Genomic DNA, 18543 nt, shown 5'->3' with positions numbered 1-18543 from the left:
CGACGACATCATAAAGGGAGACGACACGTCCATGTCGCAAGGCATTACCGTCCAACCGGGCCAAATCATCGAGCGCATCCTGACCCTGGAACTCGTCCGCGTCACCGAGCGCGCGGCGGTGGCCTCCGCCGGGCTGCGGGGCCGCGGCAACGAGAAGGCTGCCGACCAAGCGGCCGTGGATGCCATGCGCCGTGAGCTGAACAAGCTGCCCATCGACGGCACGGTGGTGATCGGCGAAGGAGAGCGCGACGAGGCCCCGATGCTGTTCATCGGCGAGCGCGTCGGCAACAAGCAGGGTCCCAAGGTCGACATCGCGGTCGACCCCCTCGAAGGAACGACGCTCTGCGCCAAGGACATGCCCGGCTCCATTGCCGTTATGGCCATGGCCGAATCCGGCACCCTGCTGGCCGCCCCCGACGTCTACATGCATAAGATCGCCGTGGGTCCGGGCTATTCTGCCGGCGTGGTAGACCTCGACGCCAGCCCGGAGGAGAACCTTCACAACCTCGCCAAGGCGAAGGGCGTGAAGGTGAACGAGCTGACCGCCCTCGTGCTCGACCGTCCGCGCCATGCGGACCTCATCGCCGCCATCCGCAAGACCGGCGCCGGCATCCGGCTGATCTCCGACGGCGACGTGGCCGGCGTGATCTTCACGACGAAGCCTGAAGAGACTGGCATCGACATTTATCTCGGTATCGGCGCCGCCCCCGAGGGCGTTCTGGCGGCAGGCGCCCTGCGCTGCATCGGCGGCCAGATGCAAGCCCGCCTGATCCTCGACACGGAGGAGAAGCGCTCTCGTGCTCTGCAGATGGGCGTGACGGATCCCAACCGGAAGTACGATATGACCGACCTCGCTCGTGGCGACGTCATTGTGGCGGCAACCGGCGTGACGGATGGCGCGCTGATCAAGGGCGTTCATTTTGGCAGGGACGTGATCACCACGGAAACCGTGGTCTACCGCTCGGCCACCGGCACCGTTCGCCGCATCTACGGCGAGCACCGGGAGCTGGCGAAGTTCCACCTGGATTAATTCTGTTCAGAACCTTCCAGCATCATGGCCGGGCTTGTCCCGGCCATTTACGTTTCCGGGACCGAACTGTCGAAACTTGAAGAGGCATGATCGTGGAGCAGCTGAGCACGTCTTCCATCCAGATCCGTCCCTTCCATCCCGATGATCGGCAGGCCTGGGAGCCTCTCTGGCAAGGATACCTGACGTTCTACAAATCCTCATTGCCTGCAGAGGTCACGGGCGAGACGTGGCGGCGGCTCAATGATCCGGCGGAGCCCATGTACGGCCTCGCTGCCGTTCTCGATGGCAGGATCGTCGGCATCGTGCACTACATCTATCACCGCTCTACTTGGACGACGGGCAATTACTGCTACCTTCAGGACTTGTTCACGGCTGAGGAATCGCGGGGGCACGGTGCAGGCCGCGCCTTGATCGAAGCCGTCTATGAAAAGGCAAGAGGGGATGGGGCGAGTCGCGTCTATTGGCTGACCCACGAAACCAACACAACGGCCCAGGCGCTTTACGAGAAGGTCGCCTCCCGCAGCGGCTTCATCCAATATCGGCATCTGCTGGGCTGATTTACCCCTGGTGCTCGCGCCCGAGGGCGACGATCTGAGGAAGGTGCTTTGACCACAATTCGGGGTTAAGACTCCCGCCGTGACCGAATCATCTCCTCTTCACCTGCCCAAACCATTTCTGGGCGTCGCCAATTCCGCCCTCGGGCGCACCTGGGTCGAGCGATGCGATGCCGCCCAGAGCACCATTGCGCTCGCCATCGCCCAGACCCACGGCCTGCCCGACGTCCTCGCCCGCGTGCTCGCCGGCCGTGGCGTAGGCATCCACGAGACGGACGGTTTCCTGAACCCGCGCCTCCGGGATCTCATGCCTGACCCGCACAAGCTCACCGACATGGAGGCCGCCGCCTCCCGCCTCGCGGATGCGGTGGTGCGGGGTGAAAAGGTGGCGATCTTCGGCGATTATGACGTGGACGGCGCCTGCAGTGCAGCACTGCTTGCCGAATACCTGCGCGCCTGCGGGGTGGAATACGCCATTCACATCCCTGATCGGATTACGGAGGGCTATGGCCCGAACGTGGATGCAATCCGAGCCCTGAAGGAGCAGGGTGCCGACGTTCTAGTCACCGTCGATTGCGGCACCGCCAGCATAGAGCCCCTGGCCGAGGCCCGCCGCCTTGGCCTTGATCCTCTTGTGATCGACCACCACCAGGCCCCCGAGCAGCTGCCGGATGCGCTCGCCATCGTGAACCCAAACCGTCAGGACGACCTGTCGGGCCTTGGCCATCTCTGCGCAGCGGGCGTAGTTTTTCTGACCCTCGTCGCTCTCAACCGCACCCTGCGCTCACGCGGGTTCTTCGACGGCCGGCCCGAGCCCGACCTGATGGGCAGCCTCGACCTCGTGGCGCTTGCCACGGTGGCCGACGTGGTGCCGCTCCTCGGTCTCAACCGCGCCTTCGTGCGCCAGGGGCTCGCGATCATGAGAAGCCGCCGCCGGGTGGGGCTGGCGGCGCTCCTCGACACCGCTGGGCTCGCAGGAGCCCCGGAGAGCTGGCATCTCGGCTATCTCGTCGGCCCTCGCATCAATGCCGGCGGGCGCATCGGCGATGCCGCCTTGGGCTCAAAGCTTCTCTTGACCGAGGACCCGGTCCAGGCCGGCCGTTTAGCCGCTGAACTGGACCGGCTGAACCGGGATCGGCAGGCCATCGAGGTCGTGGCGGTCGCAGAGGCCGAGGCTCAGGCTATGATGGCTCTCGAGCGCATGCCGGATCTGCCTGTCCTCGTGACCGCCTCGGCAGAATGGCATCCCGGCGTCGTCGGCCTGATCTCCGCCCGCACCAAGGAGCGATTCCGCCGTCCTGCCTTTGCTTTCACCCTCAACCAAGACGGAACGGCTACCGGCTCAGGCCGGTCCGTGCCCGGCGTGGATCTGGGCTACGCCGTACGGGCAGCCGTGGATGCCGGGCTTGCCATCAAGGGCGGCGGCCACACCATGGCGGCCGGCGTGACGATCCAGGCCACGGACCTCCAGAGATTCCTCGACTTCGTCACCGAAAGGCTCTCCGAACCGGTGAGCGCCATGCGTCTGCGGGACAATTTTGCCATCGATGCGAGCCTGACCGCCGGCGGCGCTCAGCCTGCCGTCGTGACGGCGCTGGAGCGGGCGGGGCCGTTCGGTCAGGGCCAGCCCGAGCCGATGTTCGTGTTCCCGCAGCATCGGGTGGTTGAGGCCAGGGAGGTCGGCAGCGGCGGTCATCTGCGGGTGAAGCTTCGCGGCGGTGACGGCAGCTTCATCGGCGGGATCGCCTTCCGAGCCGCGGGCCAGCCCCTCGGTAACGTCCTGTCCCAGGCCATCGGAAACCCTCTTCATGTGGCGGGCACGCTCTCCATCGACCGATGGGGTGGCGCGGAAAAAGCCGAGCTTCGCATCGCGGATGCCGCAAGGCCCGAATAATTGAAATCGGGTGCTTGCGATGCATCACGAACCCATCTATAGGTTCGCCCACTTCGGCGGCACTGCCCCGAATGACCCGCGCCCTTCGTCTATCGGTTAGGACGCCAGCCTTTCACGCTGGAGAGAGGGGTTCGACTCCCCTAGGGCGCGCCACAGATTTTCATTCCAAAAATCACATTCTTCTCAAAGGCCTAACGGCACTTTTGCGCTTGGTATCTCAAGAAGCGCAGCGCCGCCTGAACCCGCCTCCGATATCGTAGGTTCGAAGCTTGGTGCCTGCTTGAACAACGCCGCGCATTGCTTCCCACGGCACACGTCATGGAATGGCAGGCGGCGGGCAAAAGCCGATGTGCAGGCCATCGATACCGAAGAAAAATCCGCGAGCTCCGGCTTCAGTCAACCACACCGGAGGCATGGCGATCCTCAAACAGGATTACCCTTCACCTTGGTGACCATCTCCCAGTTGTCGCCGGCGGCGATCATGCAGGCTTTTCCATCCGGCATGGTCATGACCATGGTCCAGGAGCCGTTTGAGGACGCGAAGACTTCCAGAACCTGCCCGGGCTGGGACAAGCCTATGCCGACCGGGTCTTCCTTGTACTGGTCTGCCAGAATCTTGACGAGCTGCTCGCGAGGGCCGCAAGCCGATTGGGCGCTGGCCGGGGATGTGCCGATGGCCGTCAAAGCAGCCAAGGCCGCGAGCGGGGCAAGGGACGAACGGATCATGGTTTTCGCTCTACGGTTGGCCCGCACTGGCCCTTGGCGTGCGGATCAACGCGCTACCAAGAAAAAAGCTCCACCGTTTCGATGCCGCTGTTGTCCAGGACAGGAATGTGTATAGGAGGCACAAGGCTCTCGGTTGAACCTGCCGCCGCCGGCGGCGTTTTTCCCGCCACAGATCAGGATGAAGCTGGAACCATGCCCCGCTATTTCTTCAACATCCGGGACGGTCACGACGTCGATGAGGACGAGGAAGGCGTTGAACTTCCCGATCTCGATGCGGCCAAGGCCGAAGCACTCGCAACGGTCGAGGAGCTTCGCGACGAGCTCGCCGATGCAGGCAATATCGAACTTGAGATCACGGACGAAACGGGACGGCGCCTGCTGACCGTTCCGTTCTTTCGCGGCGGCCGGAGCCGGTAAAAGAAGAGCCCGGTGTGGACCGGGCTCTGCTGAGGTAAGTGTGAGGGCGGTTTAGCACTCGACTTTCTTCTTGGTCGTGGTGTCGCCGAACTCGTCGGTCTTCTGCTTGGTCTCCGACGTGCAGCCGACGCTTCCGGTCGTGGAGGTCGTCACCGACGTCGAGGACGTGGTGCTCGGCTCCGTGGAGCGCTCAATGGTGGTCTTGCTGCCTAGGAGACCTTCTTCCTTCTTGATGGTCGTCGTGGTGTCCTGAGCGAATGCAGCCGTGCTCAGAAGCGAGGCTGCGAGGATCAAAGCCGTCTTTTTCATCGTGAAACTCCAACAAAGGGGCATCTCTTCCTGAGAACGGCTTTCGCTCTCAGGGGTTCCTGCCCGATGTTTCAGGACAGCAGTCGCGGAAGAGCTTAAGCTGTTCTGAGGGCCTGCCAAGCCGTGGCGAAATCCCGGGCTTTCCGGCCAATCTCCTCCACGGGCATGGCTGGCGTGAACAGTGCCGAGCCGAGCCCGAACCCGTTGGCGCCCGCGTCCACATAAGGCTTCATATTATCGGGCTTGATGCCGCCGACCGGTACAACGATGGCGTCCTTCGGCAGCACGGCTCGCCAGGCTTTTACGACGGAAGGCGGGATGGCCTCGGCGGGGAAAATCTTGATGGCGTCGGCTCCGGCCTGGAGCGCCGCAAAGGCCTCGGTCGGTGTCGCTACACCGGGGGTGCAGATGAGATCCTGCTCCTTGGCTCGCCTGATGACGTCGAGGTCCGCATGAGGCATGACGATCAGCCGGCCGCCCACATCCCGGATGCCGTTCACCTGCTGGGGATCAAGAACCGTGCCGGCGCCAACGAGCACGTTCCGGGGCATGGTTCTGGCGAGAATCTCGATGCTGCGGAAGGGTTCGGGCGAGTTGAGCGGTACCTCGATGATGCGAAAGCCAGCCTCGACCAGAGCATGGCCGACGGCCTCGGCGTTTTCTGGTTTCAGGCCGCGCAGGATCGCGATGAGAGGGAGTTCAGCCAGATAATCGCGCAGCACAATTCGCCTCCCATGGGTGCGGCCGGGTCACAGGACACCGGCTGTCAGCCCGCCGCTAGTAGTTGGACAGGGGCTGGGCTGGTTTCAACCTCTCAAGGGTTGGGCGCCAAGAACTGAGTCATGTAGGCGACGGCGCTGCTGAGGGTATCCCGCCCATCGCTGCTGTGTTCGATGAACCAATCCTCGAGCGCGATGCCGGGATACAACTGCTCGATGCCTGCAAAGAACTGCATGAGCTTGAGTGAATCGAATGCAAGGGTGCGCGTCAGCGATACGTCTATGGCGATGGGGGTCATGTTATTCCCATCGATTGACCGGCAGAGCGCGATGACATGCTGGGCGACATCTGCCTTCACGGGAAGGGTCACAGGAGGATCCTTAGGTGATTCCGTAGCGGAACTATGAGTCTTGTTCTCCACCCGATATCGAAATGATATAAATAAGCAATGAGCTTCTGTCACAAAATACGTGAATCAGTATGAAATATGACTATTTTCTTTCTTCCTACCGCAGAGGAAGCGACGAGACGTCACTAGGATGGCGGGCTTTGGCGCAGGCACTGCTGAGCGGCGCGTGAGATGCGCGTCTGGTCTTCGGGCGTCGTGGTATTGTTCAGCACCTTCTGCCAGAGGTCCGTCTGGCGCAGTGTTTCGACAGTGCAGGAGCACAGAGTCCGGCAGGTCTGGGGCTGCGCATTCTGCAGGCAGGTGGCTTCGCACTGGATCATGAAGGGCTGCGCCTCGGCCATGCGGTTGGGACCGACGATCTGCAGCACGCCATAGAGGATGGCCAGCAGGATGATCTGGTGGGTGAGGTAGATCGGCAGACTCTTGCGCCCGGCCCAGATCAGCAGCCGCGAGGAAAGGCCTTTGGAACGCCAGCCGGCAAGGCTCATGGTCTCTTGGCGCGCCAAGAGAAGCCGGCCTGCCGCCACCCCAAGCAGCACAAGGCCGAACCAGGGGAAGATCGGCACATAATCGTTGGTCACAGGATCAGCCGCTCCAAGGCCGAGCCAGTCGAGCCATGGGGCGTCGAGAGCGGGACTCGTGAGAAGATGCGGCGCCACAAGGCAGAGGATTCCGGCGGCCAGAGTGACGATCGGGTGCAGCCTCAGGAAGGGCAGGGCCAGCACACCCGAGACGGCGATGCAGTGAAGAATGCCGAAGAAGATATAGCTGTCAGGGAAGGCGAAGTACGTCGCAATGGTGACTGCGAGAGCTGCGCCGCCCACCTTCAAAAGACGCTTCAGGAAGGCCCCGCCATGAAAGCCCTTCGCATGAGCCAGCACGAGACCAAGGCCCGAAAGCATGAGAAATGAGCCTGCGATGCAACGCGCGAACCAGCGCCAGGCTGGAACCTGAAGGATATTGGTCTCGATGAGTTGCAGGAAGCTCAGGTCCCAGCTGAAGTGGTAGACGATCATTGCCAGGATCGCGAGGCCGCGGGCGACGTCGATGACGTCCCACCGTTGAACCGCAATCGATTGAGACAGGAGGGAGCTGGCCTTCACATCCGAATGTCTCATGGGCGGGGGCGTTCCTTCCTGGTCTTCCAGTCTTAGATGAACAGACATGACCGATAGCCTTACCCCTTCAATCGCCATATTGCAGGACATGATTCAAGAGGCCCGGATCGTGGCCGGCTTCACGGGAGCCGGAATCTCGACGGAGAGCGGCATTCCCGACTTCCGTTCGCCGGATAGCCCCTGGATGCGCAACAAGCCGATCTCATTCGAGCTCTTTCTCGAAAACCCGAAGGCGCGCAGGGAGGCATGGCGGCGCAAGTTCACCATGGACGATCTTTACCGCGGAGCTTGCCCAAGCGCCGGTCACATCGGCTTTGCGTCCCTTGTTGCCTCGGGGCGAATGCCTGCCGTCATCACCCAGAACATCGACGGGCTCCATCAGGCGTCGGGCTTGGCTGAGGATCAGGTCATCGAACTGCACGGCAATGGGACCTACGCCAAATGCCTGTCCTGCGGTCGCCGGCATGAGCTTGACTGGGTGAGATACCATTTCGAGAGAAACGGCGATCCGCCGGAATGCATCGTTTGCGGTGGCATTCTCAAATCGGCGACCATCTCGTTCGGGCAGGCTATGCCGGAAGAACCGATGCGGCGGGCGCAGAGGCTTTCCGCCGGCTGCGACCTGTTTCTCGTAGCCGGATCATCGCTGGCGGTCTTTCCCGCGGCTGCGTTTCCGGCCTTCGCCAAGGAGAACGGGGCCCGTCTCGCTATCGTCAATCGGGAGCCGACGCACCTCGACAAGGCCGCCGATTTGGTGATCCATGCGGAAATCGGCGAAGTCTTCTCAAAATTTATTTCGTAACTTCAAGAACATGCGGCGTCTTGAAAATTTCATTATGAGATGAGGTGTGTTTCTGGCTTCCCCTGATTCAGGACGATGTTATCCTCTTTTTAAGAATCGGGTTCATGATTCGAGTTTGGGTTATTTCATGACTAGCGATTACGGCTCCAATTCTTTCAGTCTCCATGAGGAGAATCCTTCCTTCGATCATGGGCGCCGCGAGGTCTCTCAGCCGGGCTCTGAGGAGGGCGCTCTCGACCTTATCCAGGTCAGCGGTCGCATCAAGTGGTTCGATGTGGCCAAGGGGTTCGGCTTCATAATCCCTGACAACGGCATGCCGGATGTTCTGCTTCACGTGACCTGCCTGCGTCGCGACGGCTATCAGGCCGCCAATGAAGGCGCCCGGATCGTTGTCGAGGCCGTTCAGCGTCCCCGGGGCCTGCAAGCCTTCCGCATCCTGTCCCTTGACGAGTCGACGGCACTTCACCCGTCCGAGCTTCCGCTGCCGCGCACCCATGTTCAGGTCGTGCCGACCAGCGGACTGGAGCCTGCCGTCGTAAAGTGGTTCAACCGCCTGCGCGGCTTCGGCTTCCTCACACAAGGCGAGGGCAAGCCGGACATCTTCGTCCACATGGAAACCCTTCGCCGCTACGGCATTGCCGAGCTGAAGCCCGGCGAGCAGGTCTTCGTGCGGTTCGGCGATGGTTCAAAGGGCCTGATGGCTGCCGAGGTTCGTCTGGCCGAGATGGCCCTGCCGCACTCTCATTGATGAGACGATCCGTGCTGCAGCGGTTCCGGCCGGTTTTCCCGGCTCTCGGCTTCGTCGCCGCTTTGGCCGGTGCGGTTTACGCGCAGGCGCTTGAGACCCTGTCCATCGCCAGCCAATCTGGACAGAAGCAGTCCTTCCGGGTCGAAGTTGCCCGCAATGATGCGGACCGGGCACAGGGACTGATGTACCGGCGCACCATGCCGGCGGATCAAGGCATGCTGTTCGATTTCGGGCGTGTCGAGGCCGTGTCCATGTGGATGCAGAACACCTACCTGTCCCTCGACATGCTGTTCATCCGGCCCGATGGGACGATCGCCCGGATCGCTGCCAACACTGAGCCTCTGTCGACCCGCACCATTCCATCCGGCGAGCCGGTTCTGGCCGTTCTCGAGCTGAATGCCGGCATGACGGCAAAGCTGGGCATCAAGCCCGGCGACCGAGTGGAACACCCCATCTTCAAACGCTGAGACGGAGCGGGCAGGGGTGTCCGGCAGCCTCTTGCGAATGGCCGCTGTCCTGGCCAGCTTCCTGCTGACGGACATGGCGGTCGCCCAGGTCGGCCCTCATGCGGTGATCAATGTCTCAAAGAACCTCCTGCGGGTTTATAACGCGAGGGATGCCGCTGCGCTGCGCGAGCTCCTAGCCCCAACTCTGCAGGCAAAGTACACCTTAGATGACCTGCGCCTGACCCTGGCGCGCTGCCATGGCCTCACCCATGAGATCGACCGTTTCAGCCTTCCATCCTGGGGAGCGCGTCGCTTCGGTTTCTTTGGGGTCTATGCGGAGAGTTCAGTTCTCGAAATGGTGCTTGAGATCGATGAGGACGAGAAGATCATCCATTGGATGATCACCGACGACGTGACGGCCAAGGAGCAGCAATGCACACTCAGCGCCATGCCGTGACGCCCTGCTAGGGCAAGGTAGCGTTTCCTTACGCAGCCTCAGCCTGCTGCTGCAGCCATTCGCGGGGGACATTCGCGCCTGTTCCGCGTTGGCAGGGCAGATCCTGAACGAAGGAGCCCCCATGGACCGCCGAGACCGCAAAAACGCCCTGACTGTCGCAGGCTTTGCCATTGGCGTCGTCGCCCTTGGGGCCCTGATCACGATCATGCTGGCCTTCGGGTGATCCGCAAAAAAGAAAGCGCCCATGCCGATACATGGACGCTTAAGTATCCGGCCCGTAGGGGCAAAGAAGGCCGGTTCCGACAGAGATGGAATATGATCGTGTCCTCATTGGGGCAGAACTAAAAACAACAAGATGAGCCAATGATTTAACACGATATCGTATCCAATTTAAAAGTTCATCTATGAACGAATATGGGTTGATTATGCATACGCGTTAACCTAGTGAGGCCTTTCCCGTAGAGGCAATACGGGCCGGGAGGGTCGCGAACACTGTCGATGAAAGGCAGGGCGCGGCCCTTTTTCCTATAATCAAAGAATGAATACTTTCTTGGTATTAGGAATGCACTTGTCGTTTCCATATGAGTTGAAAGCTCGCTGCCGATCCTTGTTGGGCACCACCTCTCCTGCGTGACCCTTCGAGAGCGTTTCACGCGACTAACATATTGCTCTGCTGGCGCTGTGGTTTCACAGGAGGTCTGGATGAGGAACTGTAGGGCTTGCACAGGGGTTCTCAAATCGATAGAGAAACCAAGCTGTTGAAGATATCGGGGTGTAGCGCAGTCTGGTAGCGCATCTGCTTTGGGAGCAGAGGGTCGCGGGTTCAAATCCTGCCGCCCCGACCATCATCACGGAAGAGTCTTGGAGAGAGTCCAAAACCGATGCCTGCACGGATTTACAAGCCCGCCAAGTCTGCAACTCAGTCCGGCATGGCCCGGACGAAGCAGTGGCTTCTCGTTTTCGAGCAGGACAAGCCCCGCGAGATTGAGCCCCTGATGGGCTGGACCAGCTCGGGCGATACCCGCCAGCAACTCCGCCTTTGGTTCGATTCGAAGGAAGAGGCCATGGCTTATGCAGAGCGGGAAGGCATCGCCTACCGGGTCGAGGAGCCGCAAGAGATCAAGCGGCGGACGATCTCCTATTCCGATAATTTCAAGTTCAACCGCGTCGGCCCCTGGACCCATTAATTCAAGGTCGCCACCGGACGGCTCCGTAGCTCAGCTGGATAGAGCAGCCGCCTTCTAAGCGGCAGGTCGTAGGTTCGAGCCCTACCGGAGTCGCCATTTTCACGACGTTTACCGGCGGATCTCTGTTGTTCTAGACCTTGCCGGCAGCCCTCCGGCTAGAGGCGGGTGGATTCTCCAGCAACTGGCAGCAGCTTTTCATATTTCTCACGCAAGGCGCCGTAGCACTCACATGCTGCCTGTTGCAGGCCGGTACGGTCAACGACCGTAATGCTTCCGCGCCCTTGGCGAATGAGGCCCCTAGTCTGAAAATTGTGCAGGATCGTGCTCACCGTCGAGCGCTGGACGCCGAGCATCTCTGCCAAGAACTCGTGCGTGAGAGGAATGTTCTGACGGCTTACGCGGTCGCAGGTCGCGATGATCCACCGGCCAGCCCGTGCCTCGACACTGTGGACTGCATTACACGCGACCGATCTCAGAGTCAGGGACATCAGGAGCTCGGTATAGTGAAGGATCATGCCCCGGATGGCCGGTCGCTTTTCCGATGCTCTGTGCAGGCTCGCCGTATCGATGCGCAGGGCCGAGCCGGGAATCTGCACCATATAGCGGCCGAAAGATTGAATCGGGATGCCCTCGAATGCCAAGCCCACCAAGCCTTCACGGCCAAATGTGGCCATCTCGACGACCTGGCCGTCTTTCAATGTTCGAACGAGAGACACAACAGCGGATTGAGGGAAGTAGGTGTGTTGGAGAGGCTCACCCTCCTCGGCGAGTACCTCGCCTTGCGAGAGCTGGATGCATTCGAGCTGCGACTCCAGCCATCCGAGGTCTTCAGGAGCCAGGATCGCCAGAAGTCGATTGGGAGGATAACCTGTCATCGCCAAGTCTCATGTCCGTTCGGAAACAGGATGGTACCGCTCTCCCTATCTACAAAGAAAGTCATGATGGGCGGCAATTCAGAGAGGCTGGCCAGTTATGCTCGGTCTCAGGGGAGCAGCTTACCTTAACGTTGGTCTGTGCTGCTCAGGAACGCCATGAAGGATCGGGCGTTTGGCTACGTTCAACCGAGAAGCCGCTTCCTTGCCAACCTCCTCCGACAATCGAAAATTCATCTGGCTTGCCGCCGCCTCTGTGATCGGCTTCGTCGCCCTCATCGCCGCGTGGTTCCTGCTGCCTATGGATCAGTGGCTCCAGGGGTTCAGCCGTTGGGCGCAAGGGCTGGGGACGTTGGGCGTCGTGCTGGTCTGCATCGCCTACGTAATCTGCACGATCCTGCTCGTCCCAGGTGTGCCGCTGACGCTTGCAGTGGCGGTTGCCTATGGCTGGTGGGCGCTCGCGATCTGCTTCTTCGGCGGCATGACGGCAGCCCTGATCTCCTTCCTCATCAGCCGCTACCTTGCCCGTGACCGGGTCAAACGGTTCCTTGACAGGCATCCGGCCATGAAAGCTGTCGACACGGTTGCCCATGAGGAGACGTTCAAGACCATCGTGCTGGCCAGGCTGACACCGGTCACGCCCTTTGCCGTCGAGAACTACGCCTTCGGCGTCACCGGCGTTCGGCTGCGTTCTTTTCTGTTGGCGACCGCCATCGGGATTGTGCCCGGGATAATCCAGAACGTGTGGATCGGCGTGATCGGCCGCACGGCTGCCGAAGGGAGCGCAGGAGTGATGAACTGGATTCTGCTCACCATCGGGCTCGTGGCAACTACCGTCCTGACGGTCTGGATGACGCGTCAGGCGAAGATCCGCATGAAGCAGCAGACCGAGCCCGCATAGTCTGCTCTGCTAGGCGCTCTCGGCAGCCTCAGGGTCTTTTTGATGCTCGTGGATGTACTTCAAGAGCGACTTTCCAGCCCCTTCGATGTGGGTCCTAAGGAGCTTGCACGCCGCCGCGATGTCTCCATCGATACACAGACGGAGCAACTCGTCATGTTCGGCCTCCGCCCTTGCGCGGCCGTCTGTCAGAGCAAGCTGAAGCCGGGTATGCCGGTCGCATTCCTGCAGCAGATTCGCCACGATGGCCAGTGAGCGCGGCTGACCCGCATGCTGGTACAGAACCATATGGAATTCCCGGTTCAGCTCACCCCAGCGGCTCACCTGCATGGCGTGAAGCTCCGAGCTGTATTCTTTCAAGATACCCCTCAGTCGCCGGTAATCGTCCTCCGACAGTTGTGGAGCCGAGGCCTTGAGCAGGCGCGGCTCGAGCAGAGCCCGAAGCTCGAACAGTTCCTCGACTTCCTGCGGTGAGAGCGCCGACACGATAGCACCCCGGTGAGGGTGGATCTTCACGAGCCCCTCGGCCTCTAGCTGCATCAAAGCCTCTCGGACCGGAATCCGGCTCACTCCGAACTCCACGGCCAGAGCCTCCTGGCGGAGCTGAAAACCAGCCTGGAACTCGCCGTCCACGATGCGACGGCGTAACTCCTCTGCCACCGAGGCGGAGATGGTCCGGTGCAGGAAGGTCTTCTGAACGGGCTTCGATGATGGTGCAACTCGATTTGTCATCAAACTCATGGAGCAGGAGGGCAGGGTTCGCTTGACAGCGTAGATTTTATACAATCTACAGTACGGAACATCAATCCACCATCCGGAGCAGTCTCACAATGGCGAACAAAATCGGTTGGGAAGGCGTCTTTCCCGCGGTTACGACCCAGTTCAAATCGAACTTTGACCTCGATCTCGATGCAACGGCCAAGGTGCTGGACGGCCTGATCCGCGACGGCGTTTCCGGCCTCATCGTCTGCGGCACGGTGGGTGAGAACACATCGCTCAGCCGCTCGGAGAAGGTGGCCGTGATGGAGACCGCCAAGAGCGTGTCCCGCGGCCGGGTGCCGGTGATTGCGGGCATTGCCGAGTTCACAACACAGTTCGCCTCCGAAGTCGCCAAAGAGGCGGCACGGGTCGGCGTCGATGGCGTGATGGTCATGCCGGCCCTGGTCTATTCCTCGAAGCCACATGAGACCGCCGCCCATTTCCGTGGCGTTGCCAAGGCCACCGACCTGCCGGTGATGGTCTACAACAACCCGCCGATCTACAAGAACGACGTGACGCCCGACATCCTGGCCTCGCTGGCCGATTGTGAGACCGTCGTGTGCTTCAAGGACTCGTCCGGCGATACGCGGCGCTTCATCGACACCAAGAACATGGTGGGCGACCGCTTCGTCCTGTTCGCAGGCCTCGACGATGTCGTGGTCGAGAGCGTCATGCTCGGCGCCGCGGGCTGGATCTCCGGCATGTCAAATGCCTTCCCGCAGGAGGGCGAGACCCTGTTCCGCCTGGCTAAGGCCGGCCGCTATGAGGAGGCGAGGGCGCTCTACGAATGGTTCATGCCGCTCCTGCATCTCGATGCCCGCCCGGACCTCGTGCAGTGCATCAAGCTGTGCGAGGAGATCATGGGCCGCGGCTCGGCTCTCACCCGCCCGCCGCGTCTGGCTCTCGAAGGAGCGGACCGCGCCCACGTCGAAGCTGTCATGGACAAGGCGCTCGAGAACCGCCCAAAGCTGCCGGACGTGGGCTTGCGGTCCGCTGCCTGATCAAACCCGAGGCGGTGCGGTCACGCGCCGCCTTTCGTCTTCGACAAGAACTCTTTGAACAGCGAGTGAGGCCATGGCGCGCCACACCTTCTTCTGCATCGACGGTCATACCTGCGGCAACCCGGTCCGCGTTGTAGGCGGGGGCAGCATTCCCCAGCTCAAAGGGGACACCATGTTCGAGCGCCGCCAGCACTTCCTGGCGGAATACGACTGGATCCGGACTGGCCTGATGTTCGAGCCGCGCGGCCACGACATGATGTCAGGCTCGATCCTCTACCCGCCCACTCGGCCGGACTGCGACGTGGGTATCCTGTTCATCGAGACCTCGGGCTGCCTGCCCATGTGCGGCCACGGTACAATCGGCACGGTGACCATCGCGCTCGAGAACGGCCTCATCCATCCGAAGACGCCGGGCCTGTTGCGGCTCGATACGCCGGCAGGCGTGGTCGAGGCGCGCTACGAGCAGAACGGTCCCTTTGTGGAGCGGGTGCGCATCACCAACATTCCATCCTTCCTCTATGGCACCGGCTACGAGGTCGAGGTCGAGGGACTCGGGCACCTCATTGTCGATGTGGCCTATGGCGGCAACTTCTACGCCATCGTGGAATCGCAGGCGCTCTATTCGGATCTTGCCGACGTGAACCCGTCCGATATCCTGCGCTGGAGCCCAAAGCTGCGAGAAGCATTCAACGCGCGCTACAAGATCGCGCATCCCGGGAACCCGGCGATCAACCGCCTGACGCATGTTCTCTGGGCTGGGAAGGCCCAGAATCCGGGCGGCACCGCGCGCAATGCGGTGTTCTACGGCGACAAAGCCATCGACCGCTCGCCCTGCGGCACGGGCACCTCCGCCCGCATGGCACATCTTGCCGCCCACGGAGCCCTGAGCGAAGGCGATGCCTTTGTCCACGAGAGCATCATCGGTTCGACCTTCACGGGACGCATCGAAGGGCGCACGAAGGTGGGCGACCGGGACGCGATTATCCCGTCGATCGAAGGCTGGGCGCGGGTGACCGGGTTCAACACCATCTTCATCGACGACCGGGATCCTTTCGCCAACGGCTTCCAGGTCGTCGACCAGAGCCGCTAGACCTCAAGCCTGTTGTAGGGACAAACCATGCGGGTTGCGATCATCGGCGCAGGCATCGTGGGGCTTGCGACCGCGCACGCCTTGCTCGACAGGGGCCATGAGGTCGTTCTGGTCGAGCCCGGCGCCAAGCAGGGGCGGCCGACCGACGGCAATGCGGGTTGGATCGCCCATACCGATGTCATGCCGCTCGCCTCGCCAAAGGCTTGGCGGAACCTGCCGCGCTGGCTCATGGACCCGCTCGGGCCGCTCACCATCCGGCCCGGCTACCTGCCCCATCTCGCGCCTTGGCTGGCGCGCTTTCTGCTAGCTTCGTCACCTGCGCGCATCAAGGCCAGCATCGGGGCGATCCGCTCCATCAATGCGGAGGCGCTGCCAGCCTGGAGGAGCCTTCTGTCGTCTCTCGCATTGGACGGGCATCTGAGGGAGAACGGCATCCTGTCCGTATGGAGGCATCGGGCCGATTTCCTTCGATCGCAGGATATTATTGAACGTCAGCGCGGCTTTGGGATTGGGGCGGAAATACTGCAGCCCCAAGAACTCGCAAAGTTGGAGCCGGCACTCCACGACGTGGAAGCCGCCGTGCTTTATCCCGATGCGTGCCATGTGTCCGATCCGGCTGTTCTGGCCGCTGACCTACTGCGGCTGGCTCTGGAGCGAGGTGCGATGCTTGTGGGGGCGCATGCCTCCAGAATCGAGCTGCAGGACGGGGCCATTCGTGTGCATACGGATGGATCCTGCCCGGCTCTGGGAGTCGATCAAGTGGTTGTCGCGGCCGGGATCTGGTCGCGTGCCTTGGCCGCTCAACTGGGCGACCGGATCCCGCTCCACACCGAAAGAGGCTACAACGCGACTTATCCGAAGGGCACGTTCGGGATCGGACGGCCGATTATGTTCGAGGGCGAGGGCTTCGTCACGACGCCGCTCGACACGGGTGACAGGGTCGGCGGCGCGGTCGAATTCGCAGGGATTGAGGCCGCGCCCAACCACAGCCGAACCGATGCCATGGTGCAGCGCCTGACCCGCTTCCTGCCTCATCTCAAATCCGAGCCGGCTGCAAAGCGCTGGATGGGCTTCCGCCCCTCGATCCCGGATTCCCTGCCGGTGATCGGACCGGCCGGAAAGGACAGGCGCGTGATCTACGCCTTCGGTCATGGGCATTATGGCCTGACCCAGGCTGCCGTGACAGCCCAGATGGTGGCAGGCATCATTGAGGGGCGCCCAGGGTCCGTCGACGAGAGCCCATTCTCCGCACAACGCTTCTGATCCGAACGCCTCGCTCACAAATTCTGGAGCAGAGGCACGAACCGGAAGGAAGGGTCTTTTCCTGCACAGGAAGTGCCGCACATAATCGAGCGCACTCTTGTCGGGATTCTCATGAACTCATCGAAGCTATTGAGCAGTCTTGAGCGCCCCGCACAGGCTGCTGTGATCGGCGCCCAGGGAGGAATCGGACAAGCTGTCACGAGGCTACTGGCCGGTGAGGGTTTAGAGGCGGTCCAAGCCCTGTCGCGAGGCGGCCTCAGCGTCGGATATCATGGCATACGAACGGGTGTCATCGACATTGAGCATGAGCCCAGCATCGCCGCCGCGGCCGAAGGACTCCGGGATGGGGCGCCGTTGCGTCTTATTCTTGTAGTGACCGGACTACTCCATGCCGCAGGCCATCAGCCCGAGAAAACCTATCGCAGTCTCGATCCAGAGCTCCTGGCCAGGAGCTTTCGCGTCAATGCGACCGGCCCCGCACTTGTCGCCAAGCACATGCTCCCCCTCTTGCCAAAGACGGGGAAGAGCGTCTTCGCCGTGATTTCGGCCCGGGTGGGCAGCATCCAGGACAACCGGCTTGGTGGATGGTACGGCTATCGCGCCTCGAAGGCTGCCCTCAACCAGCTCACGCGCACCCTCGCGGTCGAGCTGAGGCGCCAGAAGCCCGACGCGATCTGTGTCGCCCTTCACCCTGGCACGGTCGATACGGCTTTGAGCCAGCCCTTCCAGGGTGGAGTCGAGGATGGAAGGCTTTTCACTCCAGCCTATGCAGCCGGGCGGCTGCTTAGTGTACTGAATGACCTGTCGGCTGCGGACAGCGGAGGGTTCTTCGCCTGGGATGGCCAGCCCATCCCATTCTAGCGTTCTTCGAACAATCTTACTGGCTGTGGCAGATTGCCTTGGACGGATCCCGCATTCCGGGCCGGCGTTCCCTCGATGGTAGGAGAAGCCACTTTGAACGTCTCGGAATCGATCCTGGACAACAGGAGGGAGAGCATTGCGCCCAAGCTTTGGCGGCCCAAGCGCGTGCTTGTAACACCGGCGGCTCTCGAGTGGGAGCATGGCCGCGGCATTCTGGAACGTGCGGCTTCAATGGGTTCCGAGATCGTCGAGCTGACAAGCAATCGTCTAGTGGGCTTAGCGGGCGACAACGAGCGGCAGAGCTATGTGAATGCCAAGACCACGCTCGCCGTTGTCGTGGCGTCTCCGGGCAAGCTTCGTCTGCAGCCGATCCCGCCGAGCGCGGACTGGCGGGTCGATCTGGCAGAAGGCTGCCCAGCCCATTGCCAGTACTGCTACCTCGCAGGTTCGCTTTCCGGTCCTCCGGTCACGAGGGTTTACGCTAACCTCCCTGAGATCCTGGGCAGTCTGGCGGATTATGCTGGCAGGGGAGCCGTAACGTCCCGCTCCGTTGACCGGATGCATGAGGGCACCACGTTCGAGGCATCCTGCTACACCGATCCTCTAGGGATCGAGCACCTCACCGGCTCCCTTGCCGCAGCAATCGCCCATTTCGGATCCTGGCAAGCTCCTGTGCAGCTTCGCTTCACCACCAAGTACGACGCGGTCCAGCCTCTGCTCGGGATCGCGCATGGGCGGCGCACGCGGATCCGCTTTTCCGTCAACGCGAAGCCGGCGGCTCGCTTCGAGGGTGGCACCGCATCCGTTGCGGCGCGACTGAATGCCATGCGATTGGCAGCCCTGGCCGGCTACCGGGTCGGCCTGACGATTGCACCGATCATGCCCGTCGAGAACTGGCGCGAGGCCTACTTAGTCGTCCGTGAAGAATCCCGATCTCGTTGAGACGATTGGGATATCAGGCGCATCACCGCCTTCGATTTTG

At 61.8% G+C, this 18543-nt stretch carries 21 protein-coding genes, 3 tRNA genes and 1 pseudogene; 18 read left to right on the top strand and 7 right to left on the bottom strand.

The window, feature by feature from the left end:
- Nucleotides 1–31: 31 nt before the first annotated feature.
- The 4 genes from glpX to JKL45_RS25110 all read left to right on the top strand — a co-directional run bounded on the left by glpX (nucleotide 32) and on the right by JKL45_RS25110 (nucleotide 3631).
- Entirely contained in the window at nucleotides 32–1030 is a 999-nt protein-coding gene (gene glpX, locus JKL45_RS25125; RefSeq protein ID WP_201864534.1) for a class II fructose-bisphosphatase, read from the top strand.
- Nucleotides 1031–1122: 92 nt separating this feature from the next.
- A complete protein-coding gene (locus tag JKL45_RS25120) occupies nucleotides 1123–1587 on the top strand; it encodes a GNAT family N-acetyltransferase (RefSeq protein ID WP_312897033.1) in 465 nt (154 codons plus the stop codon).
- A gap of 79 nt (nucleotides 1588–1666) precedes the next feature.
- A complete protein-coding gene (gene recJ / locus JKL45_RS25115; protein ID WP_201864532.1) occupies nucleotides 1667–3478 on the top strand; it encodes a single-stranded-DNA-specific exonuclease RecJ in 1812 nt (603 codons plus the stop codon).
- 78 nt (nucleotides 3479–3556) lie between these two features.
- Nucleotides 3557–3631, top strand: a tRNA-Glu gene (locus JKL45_RS25110).
- A 270-nt stretch (nucleotides 3632–3901) separates the two neighbouring features.
- Here the strand turns inward: JKL45_RS25110 and JKL45_RS25105 are convergent.
- Nucleotides 3902–4204 carry a hypothetical protein gene (locus tag JKL45_RS25105; protein WP_201864531.1) on the bottom strand — a complete coding sequence of 101 codons (303 nt, stop codon included), beginning with the start codon at nucleotides 4202–4204 and terminating at the stop codon, nucleotides 3902–3904.
- Nucleotides 4205–4396: 192 nt separating this feature from the next.
- Here JKL45_RS25105 and JKL45_RS25100 point away from each other — a divergent pair, with 192 nt between their 5' ends.
- On the top strand, nucleotides 4397–4621 hold the full coding sequence (locus tag JKL45_RS25100; protein ID WP_201864530.1) for a DUF6894 family protein: 225 nt from the start codon (nucleotides 4397–4399) through the stop codon (nucleotides 4619–4621).
- 51 nt (nucleotides 4622–4672) lie between these two features.
- Here the strand turns inward: JKL45_RS25100 and JKL45_RS25095 are convergent, their stop codons facing one another.
- The 4 genes from JKL45_RS25095 to JKL45_RS25080 form a co-directional block, all read right to left on the bottom strand.
- On the bottom strand, nucleotides 4673–4930 hold the full coding sequence (locus JKL45_RS25095; protein ID WP_036352564.1) for a hypothetical protein: 258 nt from the start codon (nucleotides 4928–4930) through the stop codon (nucleotides 4673–4675).
- A 95-nt stretch (nucleotides 4931–5025) separates the two neighbouring features.
- Nucleotides 5026–5652, bottom strand: coding sequence for a 2-dehydro-3-deoxy-6-phosphogalactonate aldolase (locus JKL45_RS25090; protein WP_201864529.1), 627 nt, complete (start codon nucleotides 5650–5652; stop codon nucleotides 5026–5028).
- A 92-nt stretch (nucleotides 5653–5744) separates the two neighbouring features.
- Nucleotides 5745–6020, bottom strand: a complete 276-nt coding sequence (locus tag JKL45_RS25085; RefSeq protein ID WP_201864528.1) for a hypothetical protein — start codon at nucleotides 6018–6020, stop codon at nucleotides 5745–5747.
- Nucleotides 6021–6184: 164 nt separating this feature from the next.
- Nucleotides 6185–7177: an acetyltransferase domain-containing protein gene (locus JKL45_RS25080; protein WP_201864527.1), complete on the bottom strand. Its 993-nt coding sequence runs from the start codon at nucleotides 7175–7177 to the stop codon at nucleotides 6185–6187.
- Nucleotides 7178–7223: 46 nt separating this feature from the next.
- Here JKL45_RS25080 and JKL45_RS25075 point away from each other — a divergent pair, with 46 nt between their 5' ends.
- The 7 genes from JKL45_RS25075 (at nucleotide 7224) to JKL45_RS25045 (ending at nucleotide 10913) form a co-directional block, all read left to right on the top strand.
- Complete coding sequence (locus JKL45_RS25075; protein ID WP_246498931.1) at nucleotides 7224–7979, top strand: SIR2 family NAD-dependent protein deacylase; 756 nt, start codon at nucleotides 7224–7226, stop codon at nucleotides 7977–7979.
- A gap of 127 nt (nucleotides 7980–8106) precedes the next feature.
- Nucleotides 8107–8727 (top strand): cold-shock protein, encoded by a 621-nt coding sequence (locus JKL45_RS25070; protein ID WP_210345888.1) that lies wholly within the window; start codon nucleotides 8107–8109, stop codon nucleotides 8725–8727.
- Complete coding sequence (locus JKL45_RS25065) at nucleotides 8727–9194, top strand: DUF192 domain-containing protein (protein WP_201864526.1); 468 nt, start codon at nucleotides 8727–8729, stop codon at nucleotides 9192–9194. Before JKL45_RS25070 ends, JKL45_RS25065 begins: the two co-directional genes overlap by 1 nt.
- A 37-nt stretch (nucleotides 9195–9231) precedes the next feature.
- Complete coding sequence (locus JKL45_RS25060) at nucleotides 9232–9630, top strand: hypothetical protein (RefSeq protein WP_201864525.1); 399 nt, start codon at nucleotides 9232–9234, stop codon at nucleotides 9628–9630.
- Between the two features lie 768 nt (nucleotides 9631–10398).
- Nucleotides 10399–10475 (top strand) — tRNA-Pro (locus JKL45_RS25055).
- 36 nt (nucleotides 10476–10511) lie between these two features.
- Nucleotides 10512–10817 (top strand): ETC complex I subunit, encoded by a 306-nt coding sequence (locus JKL45_RS25050; RefSeq protein ID WP_201864524.1) that lies wholly within the window; start codon nucleotides 10512–10514, stop codon nucleotides 10815–10817.
- A 19-nt stretch (nucleotides 10818–10836) separates the two neighbouring features.
- A tRNA-Arg gene (locus JKL45_RS25045) sits at nucleotides 10837–10913 on the top strand.
- 59 nt (nucleotides 10914–10972) lie between these two features.
- Here the strand turns inward: JKL45_RS25045 and JKL45_RS25040 are convergent.
- The gene (locus JKL45_RS25040; RefSeq protein ID WP_201864523.1) at nucleotides 10973–11692 is read right to left on the bottom strand and encodes a Crp/Fnr family transcriptional regulator; all 720 of its coding nucleotides are present in this window, start codon (nucleotides 11690–11692) and stop codon (nucleotides 10973–10975) included.
- A 202-nt stretch (nucleotides 11693–11894) separates the two neighbouring features.
- Here JKL45_RS25040 and JKL45_RS25035 point away from each other — a divergent pair, with 202 nt between their 5' ends.
- Nucleotides 11895–12590: a TVP38/TMEM64 family protein gene (locus tag JKL45_RS25035; RefSeq protein WP_201864522.1), complete on the top strand. Its 696-nt coding sequence runs from the start codon at nucleotides 11895–11897 to the stop codon at nucleotides 12588–12590.
- 9 nt (nucleotides 12591–12599) lie between these two features.
- On the opposite strand, the gene JKL45_RS25030 is transcribed toward JKL45_RS25035, so the two are convergent.
- On the bottom strand, nucleotides 12600–13319 hold the full coding sequence (locus JKL45_RS25030) for a GntR family transcriptional regulator (protein WP_201864521.1): 720 nt from the start codon (nucleotides 13317–13319) through the stop codon (nucleotides 12600–12602).
- Nucleotides 13320–13417: 98 nt separating this feature from the next.
- Between JKL45_RS25030 and JKL45_RS25025 the strand changes: the two genes are divergently transcribed.
- The 5 genes and pseudogenes from JKL45_RS25025 to JKL45_RS25005 form a co-directional block, all read left to right on the top strand.
- The gene (locus JKL45_RS25025; RefSeq protein ID WP_201864520.1) at nucleotides 13418–14347 is read left to right on the top strand and encodes a dihydrodipicolinate synthase family protein; all 930 of its coding nucleotides are present in this window, start codon (nucleotides 13418–13420) and stop codon (nucleotides 14345–14347) included.
- Nucleotides 14348–14420: 73 nt separating this feature from the next.
- Nucleotides 14421–15437: a 4-hydroxyproline epimerase gene (locus JKL45_RS25020; RefSeq protein WP_201864519.1), complete on the top strand. Its 1017-nt coding sequence runs from the start codon at nucleotides 14421–14423 to the stop codon at nucleotides 15435–15437.
- 27 nt (nucleotides 15438–15464) lie between these two features.
- Nucleotides 15465–16700: an NAD(P)/FAD-dependent oxidoreductase gene (locus JKL45_RS25015; RefSeq protein WP_201864518.1), complete on the top strand. Its 1236-nt coding sequence runs from the start codon at nucleotides 15465–15467 to the stop codon at nucleotides 16698–16700.
- 111 nt (nucleotides 16701–16811) lie between these two features.
- Complete coding sequence (locus JKL45_RS25010) at nucleotides 16812–17561, top strand: SDR family NAD(P)-dependent oxidoreductase (RefSeq protein WP_201864517.1); 750 nt, start codon at nucleotides 16812–16814, stop codon at nucleotides 17559–17561.
- 93 nt (nucleotides 17562–17654) lie between these two features.
- Nucleotides 17655–18470 (top strand): annotated as a pseudogene (locus tag JKL45_RS25005) (SPL family radical SAM protein); the annotation flags it as partial.
- Between the last annotated feature and the right edge of the window lie 73 nt (nucleotides 18471–18543).

Source organism: Microvirga soli (assembly GCF_016734765.1).
Classification (GTDB): domain Bacteria; phylum Pseudomonadota; class Alphaproteobacteria; order Rhizobiales; family Beijerinckiaceae; genus Microvirga; species Microvirga soli.
This window is presented reverse-complemented; position numbering and strand designations above follow the sequence as displayed.

Coding starts and splice junctions, on each gene's coding strand:
- glpX (WP_201864534.1), top strand. CDS start 32: ATGTCGCAAGGCATTACCGTCCAACCGGGCCAAATCATCGAGCGCATC.
- JKL45_RS25105 (WP_201864531.1), bottom strand. CDS start 4,204: ATGATCCGTTCGTCCCTTGCCCCGCTCGCGGCCTTGGCTGCTTTGACG.
- JKL45_RS25100 (WP_201864530.1), top strand. CDS start 4,397: ATGCCCCGCTATTTCTTCAACATCCGGGACGGTCACGACGTCGATGAG.
- JKL45_RS25095 (WP_036352564.1), bottom strand. CDS start 4,930: ATGAAAAAGACGGCTTTGATCCTCGCAGCCTCGCTTCTGAGCACGGCT.
- JKL45_RS25080 (WP_201864527.1), bottom strand. CDS start 7,177: ATGAGACATTCGGATGTGAAGGCCAGCTCCCTCCTGTCTCAATCGATT.
- JKL45_RS25075 (WP_246498931.1), top strand. CDS start 7,224: ATGACCGATAGCCTTACCCCTTCAATCGCCATATTGCAGGACATGATT.
- JKL45_RS25070 (WP_210345888.1), top strand. CDS start 8,107: ATGACTAGCGATTACGGCTCCAATTCTTTCAGTCTCCATGAGGAGAAT.
- JKL45_RS25065 (WP_201864526.1), top strand. CDS start 8,727: ATGAGACGATCCGTGCTGCAGCGGTTCCGGCCGGTTTTCCCGGCTCTC.
- JKL45_RS25060 (WP_201864525.1), top strand. CDS start 9,232: ATGGCCGCTGTCCTGGCCAGCTTCCTGCTGACGGACATGGCGGTCGCC.
- JKL45_RS25050 (WP_201864524.1), top strand. CDS start 10,512: ATGCCTGCACGGATTTACAAGCCCGCCAAGTCTGCAACTCAGTCCGGC.
- JKL45_RS25040 (WP_201864523.1), bottom strand. CDS start 11,692: ATGACAGGTTATCCTCCCAATCGACTTCTGGCGATCCTGGCTCCTGAA.
- JKL45_RS25030 (WP_201864521.1), bottom strand. CDS start 13,319: ATGACAAATCGAGTTGCACCATCATCGAAGCCCGTTCAGAAGACCTTC.
- JKL45_RS25025 (WP_201864520.1), top strand. CDS start 13,418: ATGGCGAACAAAATCGGTTGGGAAGGCGTCTTTCCCGCGGTTACGACC.
- JKL45_RS25020 (WP_201864519.1), top strand. CDS start 14,421: ATGGCGCGCCACACCTTCTTCTGCATCGACGGTCATACCTGCGGCAAC.
- JKL45_RS25015 (WP_201864518.1), top strand. CDS start 15,465: ATGCGGGTTGCGATCATCGGCGCAGGCATCGTGGGGCTTGCGACCGCG.
- JKL45_RS25010 (WP_201864517.1), top strand. CDS start 16,812: ATGAACTCATCGAAGCTATTGAGCAGTCTTGAGCGCCCCGCACAGGCT.